21 protein-coding genes are annotated in these 16,842 nt (G+C 63.1%); 19 read left to right on the top strand and 2 right to left on the bottom strand.

All coding sequences use genetic code 11. The features are described 5' to 3' along the window. Positions 1-3: 3 nt before the first annotated feature. Positions 4-294, bottom strand: coding sequence for a hypothetical protein (locus tag QFZ88_RS01930; RefSeq protein WP_024925148.1), 291 nt, complete (start codon positions 292-294; stop codon positions 4-6). Between the two features lie 29 nt (positions 295-323). Here QFZ88_RS01930 and QFZ88_RS01925 point away from each other — a divergent pair, with 29 nt between their 5' ends. From QFZ88_RS01925 to QFZ88_RS01875, 11 genes are all read left to right on the top strand, one after another. Continuing rightward, positions 324-539 carry a hypothetical protein gene (locus tag QFZ88_RS01925; protein WP_024925149.1) on the top strand — a complete coding sequence of 72 codons (216 nt, stop codon included), beginning with the start codon at positions 324-326 and terminating at the stop codon, positions 537-539. Continuing rightward, positions 536-904, top strand: a complete 369-nt coding sequence (locus tag QFZ88_RS01920) for a hypothetical protein (RefSeq protein WP_024925150.1) — start codon at positions 536-538, stop codon at positions 902-904. The genes QFZ88_RS01925 and QFZ88_RS01920 overlap by 4 nt, the downstream gene beginning before the upstream one ends. Further along, positions 901-1,746, top strand: coding sequence for a glycoside hydrolase family 108 protein (locus QFZ88_RS01915; RefSeq protein ID WP_051504832.1), 846 nt, complete (start codon positions 901-903; stop codon positions 1,744-1,746). Before QFZ88_RS01920 ends, QFZ88_RS01915 begins: the two co-directional genes overlap by 4 nt. After that, positions 1,746-2,267 (top strand): hypothetical protein, encoded by a 522-nt coding sequence (locus QFZ88_RS01910; RefSeq protein ID WP_024925152.1) that lies wholly within the window; start codon positions 1,746-1,748, stop codon positions 2,265-2,267. The genes QFZ88_RS01915 and QFZ88_RS01910 overlap by 1 nt, the downstream gene beginning before the upstream one ends. Continuing rightward, on the top strand, positions 2,267-2,656 hold the full coding sequence (locus QFZ88_RS01905) for a DUF2730 family protein (protein ID WP_024925153.1): 390 nt from the start codon (positions 2,267-2,269) through the stop codon (positions 2,654-2,656). The genes QFZ88_RS01910 and QFZ88_RS01905 overlap by 1 nt, the downstream gene beginning before the upstream one ends. Beyond that, positions 2,653-2,955 carry a hypothetical protein gene (locus QFZ88_RS01900; RefSeq protein ID WP_024925154.1) on the top strand — a complete coding sequence of 101 codons (303 nt, stop codon included), beginning with the start codon at positions 2,653-2,655 and terminating at the stop codon, positions 2,953-2,955. Before QFZ88_RS01905 ends, QFZ88_RS01900 begins: the two co-directional genes overlap by 4 nt. 1 nt (position 2,956) lies before the next feature. Further along, on the top strand, positions 2,957-3,520 hold the full coding sequence (locus QFZ88_RS01895) for a phage protein Gp27 family protein (RefSeq protein ID WP_024925155.1): 564 nt from the start codon (positions 2,957-2,959) through the stop codon (positions 3,518-3,520). Then, positions 3,520-4,902 (top strand): terminase large subunit domain-containing protein, encoded by a 1,383-nt coding sequence (locus tag QFZ88_RS01890; RefSeq protein WP_036253504.1) that lies wholly within the window; start codon positions 3,520-3,522, stop codon positions 4,900-4,902. The genes QFZ88_RS01895 and QFZ88_RS01890 overlap by 1 nt, the downstream gene beginning before the upstream one ends. Continuing rightward, on the top strand, positions 4,902-6,467 hold the full coding sequence (locus QFZ88_RS01885) for a DUF935 domain-containing protein (RefSeq protein ID WP_024925156.1): 1,566 nt from the start codon (positions 4,902-4,904) through the stop codon (positions 6,465-6,467). Before QFZ88_RS01890 ends, QFZ88_RS01885 begins: the two co-directional genes overlap by 1 nt. A 4-nt stretch (positions 6,468-6,471) precedes the next feature. Continuing rightward, positions 6,472-7,131, top strand: coding sequence for a phage minor head protein (locus QFZ88_RS01880; protein WP_036257077.1), 660 nt, complete (start codon positions 6,472-6,474; stop codon positions 7,129-7,131). A gap of 373 nt (positions 7,132-7,504) precedes the next feature. After that, a complete protein-coding gene (locus QFZ88_RS01875) occupies positions 7,505-7,801 on the top strand; it encodes a hypothetical protein (protein WP_139116469.1) in 297 nt (98 codons plus the stop codon). Between the two features lie 464 nt (positions 7,802-8,265). Here QFZ88_RS01875 and QFZ88_RS01870 read toward each other — a convergent pair whose 3' ends face one another. Beyond that, the gene (locus tag QFZ88_RS01870; RefSeq protein WP_024925158.1) at positions 8,266-12,213 is read right to left on the bottom strand and encodes a PIN domain-containing protein; all 3,948 of its coding nucleotides are present in this window, start codon (positions 12,211-12,213) and stop codon (positions 8,266-8,268) included. A 213-nt stretch (positions 12,214-12,426) separates the two neighbouring features. On the opposite strand from QFZ88_RS01870, the gene QFZ88_RS01865 reads away from it, so the two are divergent. From QFZ88_RS01865 to QFZ88_RS01830, 8 genes are read left to right on the top strand one after another with little or no spacing between them, the layout of a single operon-like run. Then, a complete protein-coding gene (locus tag QFZ88_RS01865; protein WP_024925159.1) occupies positions 12,427-13,500 on the top strand; it encodes a phage protease in 1,074 nt (357 codons plus the stop codon). A 33-nt stretch (positions 13,501-13,533) separates the two neighbouring features. Further along, on the top strand, positions 13,534-13,968 hold the full coding sequence (locus QFZ88_RS01860; protein WP_024925160.1) for a hypothetical protein: 435 nt from the start codon (positions 13,534-13,536) through the stop codon (positions 13,966-13,968). Between the two features lie 46 nt (positions 13,969-14,014). After that, positions 14,015-14,908: a Mu-like prophage major head subunit gpT family protein gene (locus QFZ88_RS01855; RefSeq protein ID WP_024925161.1), complete on the top strand. Its 894-nt coding sequence runs from the start codon at positions 14,015-14,017 to the stop codon at positions 14,906-14,908. A gap of 24 nt (positions 14,909-14,932) precedes the next feature. Beyond that, entirely contained in the window at positions 14,933-15,319 is a 387-nt protein-coding gene (locus QFZ88_RS01850; RefSeq protein ID WP_024925162.1) for a hypothetical protein, read from the top strand. Then, positions 15,319-15,750, top strand: a complete 432-nt coding sequence (locus tag QFZ88_RS01845) for a gp436 family protein (RefSeq protein ID WP_024927270.1) — start codon at positions 15,319-15,321, stop codon at positions 15,748-15,750. The genes QFZ88_RS01850 and QFZ88_RS01845 overlap by 1 nt, the downstream gene beginning before the upstream one ends. A 47-nt stretch (positions 15,751-15,797) precedes the next feature. Beyond that, positions 15,798-16,268: a phage virion morphogenesis protein gene (locus QFZ88_RS01840; protein ID WP_024922163.1), complete on the top strand. Its 471-nt coding sequence runs from the start codon at positions 15,798-15,800 to the stop codon at positions 16,266-16,268. Beyond that, positions 16,255-16,695 carry a phage tail terminator protein gene (locus QFZ88_RS01835; protein WP_024922164.1) on the top strand — a complete coding sequence of 147 codons (441 nt, stop codon included), beginning with the start codon at positions 16,255-16,257 and terminating at the stop codon, positions 16,693-16,695. Before QFZ88_RS01840 ends, QFZ88_RS01835 begins: the two co-directional genes overlap by 14 nt. Continuing rightward, a complete protein-coding gene (locus tag QFZ88_RS01830; RefSeq protein WP_161773070.1) occupies positions 16,692-16,841 on the top strand; it encodes a hypothetical protein in 150 nt (49 codons plus the stop codon). Before QFZ88_RS01835 ends, QFZ88_RS01830 begins: the two co-directional genes overlap by 4 nt. Position 16,842 lies beyond the last annotated feature (1 nt).

The raw sequence follows: 16,842 nt of genomic DNA, 5'->3' as shown, positions 1-16,842 counted from the left end.
GACCTATTTCGCCAAGTCGCTATCCTTGGCGTCCTGGCGCATGTCGGCGCAATGGGCGGCGCGCCATTTCGGCGGCGCCTGGCGGATGCGCTCGACGGCCCTTCTCATAGCGTAGGCGACATCCTCGGCATAGCCGGGATAGCGGTCTTCGGCGCCGTGCAGAATTTGCCTGAGCACTTCCTCGTCGAGCTTGAAACCGCACTCGGCCGAGGCCGCCATCATGGCGCCGATGCCGCGCGCCTCGTTGTCGTGGCCGTCGGAGGCGATGATCAGGAAAGCGAACAAGATGCCCATGCCGTCCTTGCTAGCGGAGTGCGGCGCTGATGCAAAGGGTGCGCCTGCCGGCCGGTCCGCCGCCGCTCTTGATCTGGCGCGAACGTTCGGCGCTCGACCAGCTCGAGCGCGATGCCCAGGCGCTGGCCGGGCGCATCGCCAGGCTGCGCCCGCATTGCCATCACCGCATCGAGCTGGAGGCGCGGCTGCGTGAGCTGCGCTGCCGGCAAATGCGGCTGGAATGCCAGCTCAAGGGCACGCTGTGAGCGAAACGCGGCTCTCCTCGCTGCTGTTGTCGCTGCTCGGCGCCGAGGGGCTGGTGCGGCTCGCCGAACGGCGCGGCGGCACCCGGCTCTATGTGCCGGCCGAAGGCAATGGCCAGCTTGCCGCCGACATCGGTGCCGCCGCCGCAGGCAGGCTCGCCGACCGCTATGGCGGTTTCTACATCCGCGTGCCGCTTGCGCGCGAATTGCGCGCCAGGCACTATCGCGCCGCCGGCTGCTCCAACGCGGAAATCGCGCTCAGGCTTGGCATGAGCGAAAGCGGCGTCGATCGCCTGTTCTACGCCATGCCGAACAAGCCGGCCAAGGGTTCCGGCGATCCGCGCCAGGGCGATCTTTTCCCCAGATGACGATACCGATGCCCGCCTCGGCGGGCATGGCTGCCGCGCGCGGCGGCGCCCATGCTCCAGGCCGTTTCCAGCCGCCGGAGCCGCCCGCCATGCGCCAGAATTTCGAGGCCAGTCTCAAACTTACACTGAAGCATGAGGGCGAATGGGCCGACCATCCGCGCGACCCCGGCGGCGCCACCATGAAGGGCATCACGCTCGCCACCTATCGGCGTTTCGTGCCCAACGCCACCAAGACCGCCCTGCGCAACATCGCGCCGGCCATGGTCGCGCGCATCTACCGGCTCGACTATTGGGACAAGGTCGGGGCCGACCGGCTGGCCACCGGCGTCGATCTTGCTACTTTCGATGCCGGCGTGATGAGCGGGCCGGGGCGGGCGAAAAAATGGCTGGCCGCCTCGCTCGGCGGCGCCGACCACCAGACGGTGAAGATGCTTTGCGGCAAGCGCCTCGGTTTCGTGCGTTCGCTCGCCATCTGGCGCAGTTTCGGCGGCGGCTGGGGCAAACGCATCGCGGCGATCGAGGCCAGGGGCGTCGCCTGGGCGCTGGCCGCCTCGCTCCCCGGTCACGAGGTCAAGGCGGCGCTCGCCGACGAACACAGGGCGGCGCAGGCCAAGGCAAGGACACGCGCGGCCGGTAGCGGCGGCACCGGTGCTGCGACGGCCGGCGGAGGCGGCGACCTCATGCTTAATCCCGGTCATGCCGAGCAGCTCGCCGGCTGGTCGATCGCAGCACTTCTGGCGGCCGGCATGCTGGTGGCGCTGGTCTTCGCCGTTCGCGCCGTCCTGCATCGCCAGCGCGCCGCCGCCTATCGCGCCGAGATCGAAGCGATGGGGGATGCCTGATGGATCCGCTGGTCGGCTCGGTCCTCATCGAGGCAGCGCGCAAGGTCGGCGCGCCGCTGGTCAAATCGGTGCTGGAGCGTTTTCTTGGCGGCGAGGCCGCCGATATCGGCGCCGCCGTCATCGACAGCGTCGCCGAAAAGCTCGGCGTGCCGCCAGACAAGATCCCGGCGCAGCCGCCCGAAAGGATCGAGGCGGCGGTCGCCGCCACCGAGGACGAGACGCCGGAACTGATCGCCGCCGAGGTGGCGCGCATGAAGGCCGGCCATGCCTTTGTCCAGGACAAGGCGACGCCGGCATGGGTGCCGGCCTGGCAATGGTTCATCATGGCGCTGTGGGCTTACAGCTGGGTGCTGGTGCCGGTCGTCAATGCCGCCACCGGCGCTGCCATCGAGCGGCCGTCGATCGCCGACCTGATCTGGCTCACCACCTGCTACCAGGTGCTCAACATGGGCGGCAACACGGTGCTGCGACTGGCCGACAAGGCGCGCGACCTGTGGGGCGCAAGGCCGGGGAGCGCCTGATGCCGGAGACCGTGAGCGAATGGCTGTCCTTCGCGCTGTCCTTCATCGCGCTCGCCGTCATCGTCTATGGCTGGTTCACCTCCGGCGAGAAGACGATCGCCAGGGATCTCGACGGCCACAAGGAGACAAGCGCCAAGGCGCTGACCGCCATCGACGCGGGGCTCGATGCGCATGAGCGCCGCATCCAGGCGCTGGAGACCGAACTGAAACATCTGCCCGACCGCGAGCAGGCGCACCGACTGGAGCTCGCCATGGTCGAGCTGACCGGTTCGATGACGGCGATGGACGAACGCCTGTCCGGCCGCATCGACGCGTTGAGCGAACGGTTGCAGCCGGTGCAGGCGATCGCGTCGCGGTTGCAGGAGCTGGAACTCGAGAGGAAACGATGAGCCTGGAGCGCATCATTCGCGAGGAGGCGCGCCTGATCATCCTGCGCGCGCTGGCCGAGGAACCGAACGAGAGCGCCACCTCGAGCGCGCTGCGCGAACATCTGGCCGACATGTTCATGATCGTGCGCGAGCGCGAATGGGTCGAGCGCGAGCTTGCCTGGCTGAAGGAGATGGAAGCGGTGCGGCTGACGCCGGCGGGAACCGTGATCATCGCCACGCTTCAGCCGGCCGGCACTGAGCATCTTTCGCACCGGCGTTTTCTGGCCGGCGTCAAGCGCACCAGCCGGCCTGTGCGCTGAGATGGCCGAGCGCCGGGTTCTCTCCTCACTCGACCTGTTGCCGGAAGAGTGCCAGGACGATGTGGCGTGGGCGCTGTGCCAGCTCAACCAGCGCAGCCGCACCCAGGTCGACATTCTTGCCGATCTGAACCGCCGTCTCGCCGAAAAGGGGCAGGGGCCGCTGTCGCGCTCCGCTTTTTCGCGCCGCAATGTGCGGCTGAAGCGCCGCCGCGACCGGCTGGAGGAACGCAGCGCCATCTATGCCGGGATCGCCGAGCAATTGCAGCCGGACAAGGTCGGCGATGCCGATGTGGTGCTGGGCGAACTGATCAAGACGCTGATCGACGATCTGCTCGACGAGGCCAAGACCACCAAGCAGGCGCAGGAACTTGCCGCCGCCTACAAGAATGTCGTCACCGGCCAGCAGGTCTCGGCCGACCGCCGTGCGACGGAAAACCGCCGCGCCGCCGAAAAACTCGACCGCACGGTGGAAAAAGTGGCCGAGGAGGTCTGCAGGACCGGACGGCCGGTCGATGCCGGGCAGGTGCTCGAACTGATCCGCAAGGCCTACCGGGAGGGCGCCTGATGCGGCCGATCCTCTATGGCTACCAGCGCCGCTGGTTCGACGACCGCTCCCGCTTCAAGCTGGGCAAGTTCGCGCGACAGACCGGCAAGACCTTCACGACGACGCTGGAGACCGTCGACGACAGTTTCGAACATGTAGTCAGGCAGGCGCGCACGCGCTGGGTGATCCTGTCGCGCGGCGAACGCCAGGCGCGCGAGGCGATGGACGAGGGCGTCAAGCTGCATGCCAGGGCCTATGGCATGACTTTCCAGGAGTATGAGCAGGACTACGATATCGGCGCGGTCCGATACACCGCGCTCGAAGTGGCGTTGCCGCACGGCTCGCGTATCCTGGCGCTGCCCGCCAATCCCGATACGGCGCGCGGTTTTTCGGCCAATGTCTTCCTCGACGAATTCGCCTTCCACAAGGACAGCGCCGCCATCTGGAAGGCGCTGTTTCCGGTGATCTCGGCCGGCTGGAAGCTGCGTGTCACGTCCACGCCCAACGGCAAGTCGGGCAAGTTCTACGAGCTCGACACCGGTACCGACAGCGCCTGGTCGCGCCATGCCGTCGATATCTACCAGGCGGTGGCCGACGGACTGCCGCGCGACATCGAGGAACTGCGCGCCGGCCTCGCCGACGAGGATGCCTGGGCGCAGGAATACGAGCTGAAATATCTCGACGAGGCGTCGAGCTGGTTGTCCTACGAACTGATCAGTTCGGTCGAGGATGCGCGGGCCGGCGAGCCGGAAGCCTATCAGGGCGGCGTTTGCTTCGTCGGCGTCGACATCGGCCGCCGCAACGACCTCTTCGTCATCTGGGTGCTGGAACAGGTCGGCGACGTTTTGTGGACGCGCGAGATCGTCGAGATGAAGCGCGCCACCTTCGCCGCGCAGGACCAGGCGCTGGACGAGGTGATGCGGCGCTACCGCGTCGGCCGGGCCTGCATGGACCAGACTGGCATGGGTGAAAAGCCTGTCGAGGATGCGCAGCGCCGTTATGGCGAACACCGCATCGAGGGTGTCCTGTTTACCGGGCCGAACAAGCTGGTGATGGCGACGGCGGGCAAGGAACGTTTCGAGGACCGCACCATCCGTATTCCCGAAGGGCGGCCGGCCTTGCGGTCCGACCTGCACAAATTGCGCAAGGTGGCCGGTCCGACCGGCGCGCCGCGCTTCGTCGCCGAACGCGACGACGACCATGCCGACCGCGCCTGGGCCTGTTTCCTGGCGGTCAATGCCGCCGCCGGCCCGCGTTACCAATATGGCTACGAGCCGGTTTCAAGCCGCCGTGAAGCGGCATTGAACAGGCGCGGCTTCGAGCGTGCGGACGACGATGATTTCGGCGACGACGATGCCTTTCGCGGGCCGCTCGGCGCCTCGATCCGGGGAGGGACCTGGTGATGGTGCAGATCCTCGACGCCTATGGCAGGCCGATAGACCGGAAAGCGCTGGTGCAGGAACGCGAGGGGCCGACGCTGACCGGTGTGCGCTCGCCAATGTCAGGCTATCCGGCAGACGGGCTGAACCCGATCAGGCTCGCCGCCATCCTACGCGAAGCCGACCAGGGCGACCCGGTGCGCTATCTCGAGCTCGCCGAACAGATCGAGGAACGCGACCTGCATTATCTCGGCGTCATCGGCACCCGCAAACGGTCGGTGGCGCAGCTCGAGGTGACGGTGGATGCCGCAAGCGATGCCGCCGCCGATGTCGAGAAGGCGGACCGGATCCGCGCCTGGCTGCAGCGCGACGAATTGCAGGACGAGACCTTCGACGTGCTGGACAGCGTCGGCAAGGGTTATTCCTTCACCCGCATCCAATGGGACACATCGGAAGGGCAATGGCAGCCGAAGCGGCTCGACCGCTGGGACCAGCGCTGGTTCCGTTTCGCCAGGCAGGATCTCGCCACGCCGCTGATGCTGGACGAGGACGGCCGCGAACTGCCGCTGCCGCCCGGCGAATTCATCTTCGCGGTGATGAAGGCGAAGTCCGGCCTGCCGATGCGTTCCGGCCTGGCGCGCGTCGCCGCCTGGGCCTGGATGTTCAAGGCCTTCGCCAACCGCGACTGGGCGATCTTCACCCAGACCTATGGGCAGCCGATCCGCATCGGCAAATATGGCGCCGACGCCACCGACGACGACAAGCGCAAGCTCTATCGGGCGGTGGCCAATATCGCTGGCGATTGCGCCGCGATCATGCCGGACGGCATGGCGATCGAGTTCGTCGAGGCGAAATCGATCGGCGCCTCGATCGACCTTTATGAAAAGCGCGTCGACTGGCTGGACCGGCAGGTCTCCAAGGCGGTGCTCGGCCAGACCACGACGACAGACGCCATCTCCGGCGGCCATGCCGTGTCGGAGGAACACCGCAAGGTGCAGGAGGACATCGAGCGCGCCGACGCCCGCGCGCTGGCCGCGATCCTCAACCGCGATCTGGTCAGGCTGTGGATCGACCTCGAATACGGGCCGCAGAAAGCCTATCCGCGGCTAACCATCGCCCGGCCGGAAAAGGAGGACCTGGCGCAATTGTCGACGGCGCTGTCACAGCTGGTGCCGATCGGGCTCAGGGTGCAGGCCTCGGAGATCCGCGACAAGTTCGGCCTGGCCGAACCCGGCCCGCAGGACGAGGTGCTGGCGCCGGCGGTGCCGAAAGAGCCGGGCAGGGCCGAGCGGTCGGAAAAGCCCCGAGAGAAGCCTGCGCTGCAGCATCAGCACACGCCAGCCGCCGCCTTGCCGGACGAGCTGATCGGGCAGCAGGGCGCGAATCTCGGTGCGCCGGCTGTAGCCGCGTTAGTCGACCGCGTGCGCGGGTTGGTTGGCCGCGCCGGCAGCCTGGAGGCGGCCGAGGCGGTTCTGTTTCGCGTTGCCGCGGTCGAGCGCACGCCGGCCGAGCTGGTGACCGCGCTGCGGCAGGCGATGCTTCTGGCCTGGCTGGCCGGCGAGGCGGCGGAGGTCGACCGTGGCGACTAGCGGCGTGCGTTTCGACGAGGCTATCGATTTCCTGCGACGCCGGCTGGCGCTGCCGCCCGAACGCTGGCTCGAACTGTTGCGCGCCGTCGACGCCGGGGCAACCGACCGCGCCGCCGGCATGAGCGATGCGCTGGTGCATGACATCACGCAGGCCGTGCTCGACGCGCTGGAGGAGGGCACGGGCCTGCCGGGGTTCCTGGCCGAATGGGACGGGATCGTCGAGCGGCACGGCTGGGAGAGCGACGGCCGGCGCGCCGCGCTCGCCTTTCGTATCGCCACCGCGCAGGCCTATGCCGCGGGGCGCTGGCAGCAGATCCAGCGGCTGAAACATATCAGGCCCTATCTTCGCTACGTCCATGTCGACCCGGCGCTCACGCAACCAGGCAGCCGCGAGGAACACGCCGCCTGGCATGGGGTCATCCTTCCTGTCGACCACGACTGGTGGCAAACGCATTATCCGCCGAACGGCTGGAACTGTCGCTGCTACGTGCAGTCCCTGTCGGCGCGGGATATCGCTCGCTACGGCTGGTCGGTTGATGAGGACGCGCCGCCCGAACGCACCATCATCAAGTGGCAACACGGCCGTCCGGTCGAGATGCCGGCCGGCATCGATCCGGGCTTTGGTGTGAATGTTGGGGTCGTCGGGCTCCGGTTGCCCAGTTGAAGGCCGAAACGCGGCTGAAAGCGTTCAAAACCGCTTTAGCATGCGGGAAATCGGGAAACGAAACCTCGGCATAACACGAGGCTTCGATGTGTGAACAAAATCATAGAGGTATAATAAAAGCGCAAATAAATGACCTATAGGCTCAATCATTGGAATAGAGGTGGAAATTACAGCCGCCTCGGGCCTGGTTGCAAACTATCGGCCGCGTTGAATATTGCCCGCGTCGTGCAGCTACCGATCCAATCGGCACCGGATTTAAGTCGAGATTTCGAGGCGGTGGGGATCAATTATCGCATTCGACAAAGGCTATGCTGATCGCGCTCCGATCTTGGGCAGCCGACGCAAGCTTAGATCAGATTTTGGAGCAATCGCGATGTTTACATACGTAATTCGTGCATCTGCTGCAGTGGCTATTCTTGCAGCAAGTGCTTCATATGCAATGGCGGGGAAACTTACCTGTTCACAGGGGTCGGAAGCAGTCTGCGATGCCTGGTGCGGACATGTGGGTGGCGGGATGTCTTCGAACCCGGATGGCTCGGTGAGCTGCTCTTACGCCATGGCTTCGTACAAGGCGAAAATGGACGCCAAGAAAAAATACGACATCACGAAATTGAACAAGGGCGACTGGAAAATCACGGCCGTCTCGAAGAAGAAGCCGAAAGCTAAGTAAGGCAATGGCAAACGTCTTTCCAATGTCGAGACTGCCCCCAGCGTGCCTAACGGCGCGCTGGTTGGGGCACATCCTTTTTGGCGATATCCACTTCCGTGACGACTGGATGCCATGTCGATAGCGAAATGCGGCACGCCGACTGATGGTCTCGATATTGGAGGATGCTCTTCGCTTCTTCTTCGCTTCAAGCATGGATTTGAGTGCTATCTCGCCGGTACGGCTGGAAGCTAGTGGAAGTCGCGACGCCCCAAAGCACTGTCGTCAAATGGCAGAGCGGCCGTCTGATCGAGTCGTCGGCTGGCATCGATCCGGGTGTCGACATGAATGTCGAGGCGGTCGGACTCCGGTTGCCAAGCTTAGCGCGGGATCACGGCTGAAAGCGTTTTGAATTGCTTGAGCGTGTCTGTCTTTCAACGGCGCAAGACGCAGCCGGTGCCTTTCCCTTCGTCGTCTTATGTCTTTCACTAAATGCCACGATTTGCTTGGCTGACGCTTAGTTGCTTCATCCGCTCCTCAATTTGAATTTCTGCGCGGCTGACATCCTCAGTAGGAAGGAAATGGCCGACAAGCCAGCGGCCGATATACTGCTGGATGGGGGCAGCACACTCCCTTTTGATCAAAGTAAGAACAAGCGCCCAATGGGTGGAGTGATATCGTATCATCTGTTCTAGCAGGACGCCTGTGGCCTGCTGGCAGGCGACATCGAACTGGTCGCTTACGAGCCAAAGCTGATTGAGGAACTCCACTGCTACATTGATATGCGATCGCATGTCTGCATTTTTGGTACCCATAAAATGAGCGAGCGCCTTGAAGTTTTCCAGATTTCTCTCTCGACTGTCCTCATAGGCGACAAGCAACGTGGCGGCGTCCAACGAGAGGTGGCCGTGACGATGCCACGCGAGTTTTACAACAAGATCAACATAGTCACGCTGGTCGATGGTTCCGAGTGCGCGTGCGAATGCAAACACGGCCTGAAGCCATACACCTCTGGTTGAACAGGCTGCTTCACCAAACTGGCGGAAGTTCATGTCCTCGGAGAGGAGAATGTGCTTCGTTCCTGCGAGATTAGCCGCGTCGAGCACATGGGCACCCAAGGATTGGTGGGTCAAGATCGCCAACTCAGATGGCTTGTTTTCAATAATGACCGGCCGAATATCGCAAGCTGCCTCGATCCTGGCGATTTTCTCTATGATATAGTTGCGACGAACTGCGACATCGCCTGCAGTGAATTCCTGCTTGATGTATTCGCCATCATGCCAAGCGATTGTCATCGCCTCTTGGCCAACAAATTCCTGATCGTCTCTTAGCGTTCTTAACTCATCAATAACGGATTGAGGAACTATCACCGATCCAACCACCGACTTCAGTGCTGCGAAAGCATCCATCGTGGCAACTGTCCATGCCGTGTAGGTATCAAGGACCGCGCCAGTATGTCTGTAATCGCTTAGTATTTTCTCCGCTGCTACACGCTCCGCTTCGGTGCCTGCGCACGTGCGGATATCGAAGTCGAGAAAGCGGATATAGTCCACAAAACTGATGGCGTCGCGGTCGCCCCTCGAGACAACTAGGCTGATGGGATAGTTGTTCTCCAGATAGAGATCGGCGAGCTTTCGATTGCTCTCCGATACGCGACGAACCTGATCCAGCGCTGGCTGGATATTGTCATCCTCGATCGTGACTTTGTAGAAGCCCTTGGTATCCGGAAATCTTTTCTCGAAATTCTCCATGACGTCGTGCAAAGCGTGGAGATATTTGTGCTTGATCTCTACGACACGCCACTTTCGAACCCGGCCAAAACCAGCCGGCATCTCGAATTCGTCATTGATCTTCAGACCAAGGGCCGCCGCAACAGTCGGATGAGCTGGGCTCAAGATATCCTCGGCAGGTCGATCACTGCCTTCTTCAATGAGGAACGCATGCGTCTCGTGCTTATCGCTTTCTAGGCTGACCCATGTTCCAACTGCTACGGTTTCAACAGGCGGGATGAGACCGTCCGCCGGATTCATCATGATGAGACCGAAATAGCGAAGAGCTGCGTTCTGGTCATTTCTAGCAGATCGGAGTACTTCATAGGCGTACTCGAGTGCTTTGGCTCCCTCCCCGATCTTTCGCACGATTTGGGCTAGGAACATCTTCTGACCAGGTGTTCCATCCACCGTCTTGAGATCGATTGCTTCAACGACCTCTTTCAATTCGTCATTTCGATCTGAGCGGTAGAGCACCGAGATGAGCGCAAGGTAGTTTTCAAGGTCCGGTCGTACCTGGACGGCCTTTCTGAGTGCCGCTTCTGCTTCGGAGAGGGCGCCGCGGTTGAAGTGCAACAAACCTTCAGCATTCAGGAAGAAGGGGAGTGCTCTTAACTCGACGGACAATCGTTCGAAGAAAGCCAAGGCACGCTGCCGGATGGGGTAATCATTGACCAATGCGCGTGCAAGTGTCCGCAATTCGTCATTGTCATGGTCTTCCGCTACATGATTGTCCAACAGGTCCACGACGATCGAATAATCTCCGCGCCGTGCCGCATGATGTGCCACCATCAACCTGTCCGCGACGTGACTTTCATCACTGATATGGGTGAGGGCTACTTTGTAGGTATCATCAGCAATGCCCTGAATTCCTTCTCTTCGCGCAAAGTCAGCGACGATAATGCTGGCGCGAGCATCGCCAGAGGCCTCGGAGGCAATAGAGGATATCTGTTGCCTGAGCGTTTCCTGATCACCATGACTGATCTTAATCTTTGCTAGCTTTCCGGTCGTTAAGATAGCCGGGGCTTCCGACGCTGGGATCAACAAAGCGTCATCCTCAGCGATACGCACTACTTCTTCCCAATCTCCACGTGCGGCGTGAAATCGGAACTTTAGGACAGCTGCGTCCGAACTTCTCGGTAGCTTAGCAAGGAGCGATCGAGCGAAGAGCTCGTCATCGGCGTCGATGGCGACTACGGCTGCGCGGGTAATGATCTCGACGTCATTAGGCGCTAGCGAGAGCCCTTGATGTGCGATGTCGATCGCTGCATTCAGGTTGCCGAGGGCATGAAGCGTAACCAAGATATTGCAGCAAACAGCTGCATCCTCTGGCCGTATTGCACCGTCAGCAACCCTCGCATGATCCCATCGTGAAATGAGTATTGTTGCTGCAGCTTCGAGCCTACTTCGTTCCGTCGGTGAGAGCAGGCGCCGGTTTTGAAAGCCTTCACTTGCTAATATTTCCTCGAGGTCAGCCTCCGCTGCAAATTGCATCGCATAAGGCTCCAGGGGATGTGCTTCAAACACCTTTCGAGCGATCGGCCACCAATCACCCGGCTTGCCATTGCGTCTGACGAAATCAATCCTTCCGATCTGAACTGAAGCAGTTGCGTGCAGTTGTTCAGGAACGATGCCGAGCGGATCGCTGATCGATGTATCGAACCTGGCGGCCTGTACGACGTAGCCTGCGAGCCATTCATTCGTTGGATTGGCTTCCAGCATTGAGCTTCCGAATGCCAGAACCTCCTCGTATTCCTCCCTCAGCAAGTGCCCGAAAGCCTTGTTTGCAACAGCTTTGGGCTCGTCAGGCGCGTGGCTGTAGGATGCCAGCAACATCGCGGCGGCGTCATCGTCCTTGCCGAGCGCCACCAGGCAATGGCCGATGTTCGCTTTTATGCGGAAGAGGATGCGACCGGAAGCTGATGTCTTGACACGATCCAGGAGCCTTTCCAGCAGCGGTAATGCGGTCAGCGTTTTTCCGTTGTTGTTCAGTTCGCGATATTCGTCGATCTCGGCATCGAGATGCTCCTCAAGCAAGCTCATTGCGACTGTTGTGTCACCTGGTGGCACAACCCTCAGCGCGCTTACTTCGGTGATCATTGCTTCTATACGAGAGAAGCCAGCGCTCATGTCCGCACGTGTCTCATGCTGAGCAACGAGCATCGCCCGCGTTTCGTCTAGAAGTTTCCCACTGAACGGGTCGTAGGTTGGATCGAACGAGTTGCGGGCGTCGGCATCCTCGTTGATTTTTTCTTCCAGCGTATTCCACCCCCAAACGAAGACGCGAAGTTTGTGATTTGATTTCGCTAGCTCCGTCGTGATGACACGCGCGAGTTCCTGCATCGCGACATCATCCGATGCAGTTGTCGTTATGTAGAATTCTCTAAGAAGAGGCTTGAATGTCAGAGCCTTCCGGACCTCACTGCGAACTTCTGCCTCTGTGAGGAAATGTCCTTCACTTTTGAGTTTGCATTGAATGCCAACCAGCCAATCCGTGTCATTGTCACGAATTCCGAAGAGATCGACGCCATTCTGTCGTTGCCCCCGTCGACCGTTCCGCTGCACCGATCGATCGTTGAGCAAGCTGCGCCACAGCACAACTGAAGCGCGCTCGAAAGCTTGTTCGTCAGCTGGCTTGGGGATCTGGGTTGCGGCAAGAAGTGACATGAGAGAAGCAGAGTGTGATTCGTTGTACTTGAGTGCACATTGATACAATCACATACCTTCGTCAGTTGCTGCGTCATTCAAAGTTGGAATCTGATAGTCAACAGGTAGAAAAAGAGCGGTAGAAGCAAAGCTTTGCAGAACCAATAGCGAATTGGTGCCACGCCCGCGCCGGCGGGCATGGTTTGAGCTTTTCCATGGCGGCAAGCTGCCGCCATGCTTCGCTCCTCGCTTCACTCCGCCGAAATCGCCGCCGTGGCGCTCTGCGCCGCCGTCGGCTTGCCTGAGGGCGCGCCTGATTGGGTGCATCTTCTTCCAGCCGGCGAGATCCGCACCGGCGATGGCCGGGGGCCGTACCGCGTGCCTGACGCCGCCCGCCTGGCGACTGCGAGCCTTGGCGCCGGCGAGCGGCTGCCGATCGACGAGAACCACGCCACCGATCTCGCCGCCCCGCGTGGGGAGCCTGCGCCGGCGCGCGGCTGGATCGTCGAGTTGCAGGCGCGCGCCGACGGCGTCTGGGGCAGGGTGGAATGGACCGAGGACGGCCGCCACCTGGTCGCCAGCCGCGCCTATCGCGGCATTTCGCCGGCGATCCAGCACGCCGCCGACGGCACCGTCACCGCCATCCTGCGCGCCTCGCTGGTCAACCGGCCGAACCTGCGCGGACTGACCACGCTTCACCAGGAGACAGAGATGAACCCGCTGCTCGAAAAGTTGCTCGCCGCGCTCGGCCTGCCTGCCACTACGGCCGAGGACGCGGCACTGGCCGCTGTCACCACGCTGCATGCCGAAAAGGCGAAGTCCTTGACGGCGCTGCAGGCCGCCCTCGATCCGATTGCGGTGGCGCTCGGCCTGCAGGCTGGCATCGATGCCGGCGCCGTGCTGACCGGTGCCCAGGCGCTCGCCACCGGCAAGGGCGGCAAGGACAGCGAGCAAGCCCTTACCGCGCTGCAGAGCGAGCTCGCCACCGTCACCAAGAGCCTGAATTCCCTGCAGGAGACGACAAAACGCGAGAAAGCCGAAGCCTATGTCGACGGCGCCATCAAGGCCGGTCGCGTCGGCGTCAAGCCGCTGCGCGACCGCTACATCGCCATGCACATGGCCGATCCCGCCGGCACAGCCGAACTGATCGCCGGCCTGCCAGTGCTTGGCGGCGGTGGCGAGATCGTGCCGCCGCCGGCTCCGGCGGGCGAGATCGCGCTGCAGGCGGAACAGCGCCAGGCCGCGCGCCTGCTCGGCATCGCCGAGAAGGACTATCTCGCCACGCTGAAGGCCGAACGCCAGGCCTAGCCACCTCATTCATCCGCCACCGGAGACAAAATCATGACCGCCCTGACCGCCGACCGCAACACGCCGAGGATGATCGGCGACGACCGTTCCGGCCCGATGGCGGCCGGCGTCACCATCTTCGCCGGCGCCATCGTCATGCGGGCAGTCACCGGCCATCTCACCAAGGGCCAGACGGCGCTCGGCCTGATCGGTGTCGGTCGCGCCGAGGAGCAGAAAGTCAATGCGGGCGCGGCGGGTGCGGTCGACGTCAAATACCGGCCGGGCATCTATCGCTTCGCCAATTCGGCCGTCGCCGACCTCATCTCCGCCGCCGATATCGGCGGACCGGCCTATGCCGTCGACGACCAGACGGTGGCCAAGACCAGCGCCACCAACACGCGCTCTATCGCCGGCTTCGTCGACGGGGTCGACGAGCTAGGCGTCTGGGTACGTTTCGACGAGGCGCTCGCCAAGGCCTATCTCACCTGACCGTTGGCGCTACGAAAAGGCTTTCGCTTCAACAGGATCAACGTCCATGCTCATCAACGCCGCCAATCTCGACAGCCTGCGCGTCGGCTTCAAGACCTCGTTCCAGGCCGGCCTCGGCCAGGCCTCGACCCTGCATTCGCGCATTTCGACCGGCGTGCCGTCGTCGACCAAGACGCAGAAATATGGCTGGCTCGGCAAGATCCCCAATGTGCGCGAATGGATCGGGCCGCGCGCGGTGCAGAACCTGCAGCAGCATGACTATTCGATCACCGAAAAGCCGTGGGAACTGACCATCGGCGTCGACCGCGACGACATCGAGACCGACAATCTCGGCATCTATGCGCCGATGTTCACCGAAATGGGTCAGTCGACCGGCGCCAAATGGGACCAGCTCGTCTTCAGCCTGCTGAAATCCGGCTTCTCCGAGAAGTGTTATGACGGCCAGTATTATTTCGACATCGACCATCCGGTGCTCGACGAGGCAGGCCAGCCGGTCTCGGTCGCCAACACCGATGGCGGCGCTGGCACCGCCTGGTTCCTCATGGATGCTTCGCGCGCGCTGAAACCGGTCATCCTGCAGAAGCGCCGCGATTTCGACTTCCAGGCCAAGGACAAGCTCACCGACGACAATGTCTTCATGAACAAGGAATTCGTCTATGGCGCCGACGCGCGCGCCAATGTCGGCTTCGGCTTCTGGCAGTTCTGCTGGGGCTCGCGGCAGCCACTCGACGCCGCCCGCTACGAGACCGCGCGTGTCGCCGTCTCGTCGATGAAGGGCGACTACGGCCGCCCGCTCGGCCTTACGGCAAGCCTGATGGTGGTGCCGCCGGCGCTGGAAGGCACGGCGCGCAAATTGCTCAACAACGACTATGGCGCCGGCGGCGAGACCAACCAGTGGAAAGGCACGGCCGAATTGCTGGTCGTGCCCTGGTTGGCCTGACCGTTCCCGACCCGGAGACCGCTCATGACCAGGAAATCGAAAGCCGCGGCCCAGCCGGCTGCGGAACCCCTTCAGCCTATCCAGACATCCGCGCCGGCCCCGGAGCCTGCCGGCCCGGATGCCCCGCAGCCCGCCGTCGCTGCGGGGACCCCTTTGCCCGACGATGCGCAACCAGCCGAAGAGGCGTTCCGTCTGCGCTTCCCGCTCCTGGCGGCGGCGCTCGCGGCCTGGCGAGCGGCGCATGACGCCCCGCCATCCTGCCTGCGCGTTGTTTCCCGCATCGACGGCTTCCGCCGCGCCGGCATGGCGCATAGCGCCGTTGCGGTCTTGCACGATCTGTCTGCCTTCCGGTTGCCGGAACAGGTCGAGGCGCTGCTCGCCGAGCCGATGCTCACTGTCGAGTTTGTCTGATGGCCGCCTATTGCACGCTAACCGAGCTGAAGGACCGCTATTCGGAACGGTTGCTGATCGAGTTGTCCGATCGCGGCGAGGTGCCGGCGACCGTTGTCGACGTCGCGCTGTTCAACCGGGCGATCGCCGACGCCGGCGCGCTGATCGACGGCCATCTCAAGCTGCGTTACGCGCTGCCGCTGGCCGAGGTGCCGCGCCTGGTCACCGATCTCGCCCTGCGCATCTCGATCTATTACGCGCATGGCCGCGTCGCCGCCGAAAAGATCAAGGCCGATCACGATGCCGCGTTGAGGACGCTGCGCGACATCGCCTCGGGGCTGATCCGCCTCGATGTCGCCGGCGCCGAGCCGCCGGCCTCGGCTGCAGCCGAAGTCATCACCAACGATCCGGAGCGGCCGCTCTCGGCTGCGACGCTGAAGGGCTACATCTGAGCGAGGCGGCGCGGGGCGCGCGGCTTGCCTTCGATGGTTACGAGGTCGTGCTTTCGAGCCTGAAACAAGCTGCCGTCCGGGCCGAGCGGCCGCGCGAATTGTGGGACGAGGTCGGCGCCGCGTTGGTCGTCTCGACCCAGCAGCGTTTCGAGGATGAAGAGGACCCGCAAGGCAATCCCTGGCCGCAATCGCTGCGCGCCCGTTTCTTCGGCGGCCGTACCCTGACCGATACCGCCAGCCTGGTGCAGTCGATCACCCATGAGGCGAGCGACGACGGCGTCGCCGTCGGCACCAATGTACTTTACGCCGCCATCCACCAGACCGGCGGCCGCATCGAGGCGAAGAAGGCGCGCGCGCTGCGTTTCCGGCTGCCGGGCGGCAATGGTTTTATCGCCGTCAAGGCAGTGACAATGCCGCGGCGTGCTTTCCTCGGTCTGGACGAAGCGGACGGCAAGGAGATCGCTGCGATCGCCGGCGCCTATCTCGGCGCGGAGGAGGGCGGCGATGCTGGTCGCTGAGCTCGTTGCCCGCATCGACAGCCGCGTGCCCGAGCTCGCCCGCCGGGTCGAGGGCGCCGCCGAACTGTCGGAACTGGTGCGCAAGGGCGGTCTGCCGCAGGCGCCGCGGCATGCCTTCGTCCTGCCGCTCGGCCTTGTTGCCCGCAATCAGGGCGACGCAGCGGCCGGCGCTTTCACGCAACTGGTCGACGAGGTGTTCGCCGTCATGCTGGTCATCCACGCGGCCGGCGATATCGCCGGTGCCCGTTCGCTCGCCACCGTCGACCAACTGATCTGGAAGCTGATCGCGGCACTCGCCGGCTGGGGACCGGAAGAGGCGGTTGGCGTTTTTTCGCTCCGGCGCGGTCAGCTGCTGTCGGCCGAAGCCGGAACCGTCATCTACCAGCTCGATTTCGCCATCCAGAACCAGTTGAGGGTGCTGCCATGAGCAAAAAACCGGTGGTGGAAGACAAGGCGTTGCCGGCGCCGTTGCCGTCGTCCGGTGGCAGTTTCGAGCGCCAGCCGGACGGTTCGCTGAAACGCGTCGAATTCACGGCCGAGCCGCCAGCCGGGGCGCCGTCGAAGGAGGCTTGAA

Origin of the sequence: Mesorhizobium sp. YL-MeA3-2017 (assembly GCF_030814575.1) — a bacterium.
Taxonomy (GTDB): Bacteria; Pseudomonadota; Alphaproteobacteria; order Rhizobiales; family Rhizobiaceae; genus Mesorhizobium; species Mesorhizobium terrae.
The sequence above is the reverse complement of the archived record's forward strand: the minus strand, read 5'-3'. Positions and strand labels throughout refer to the sequence as shown.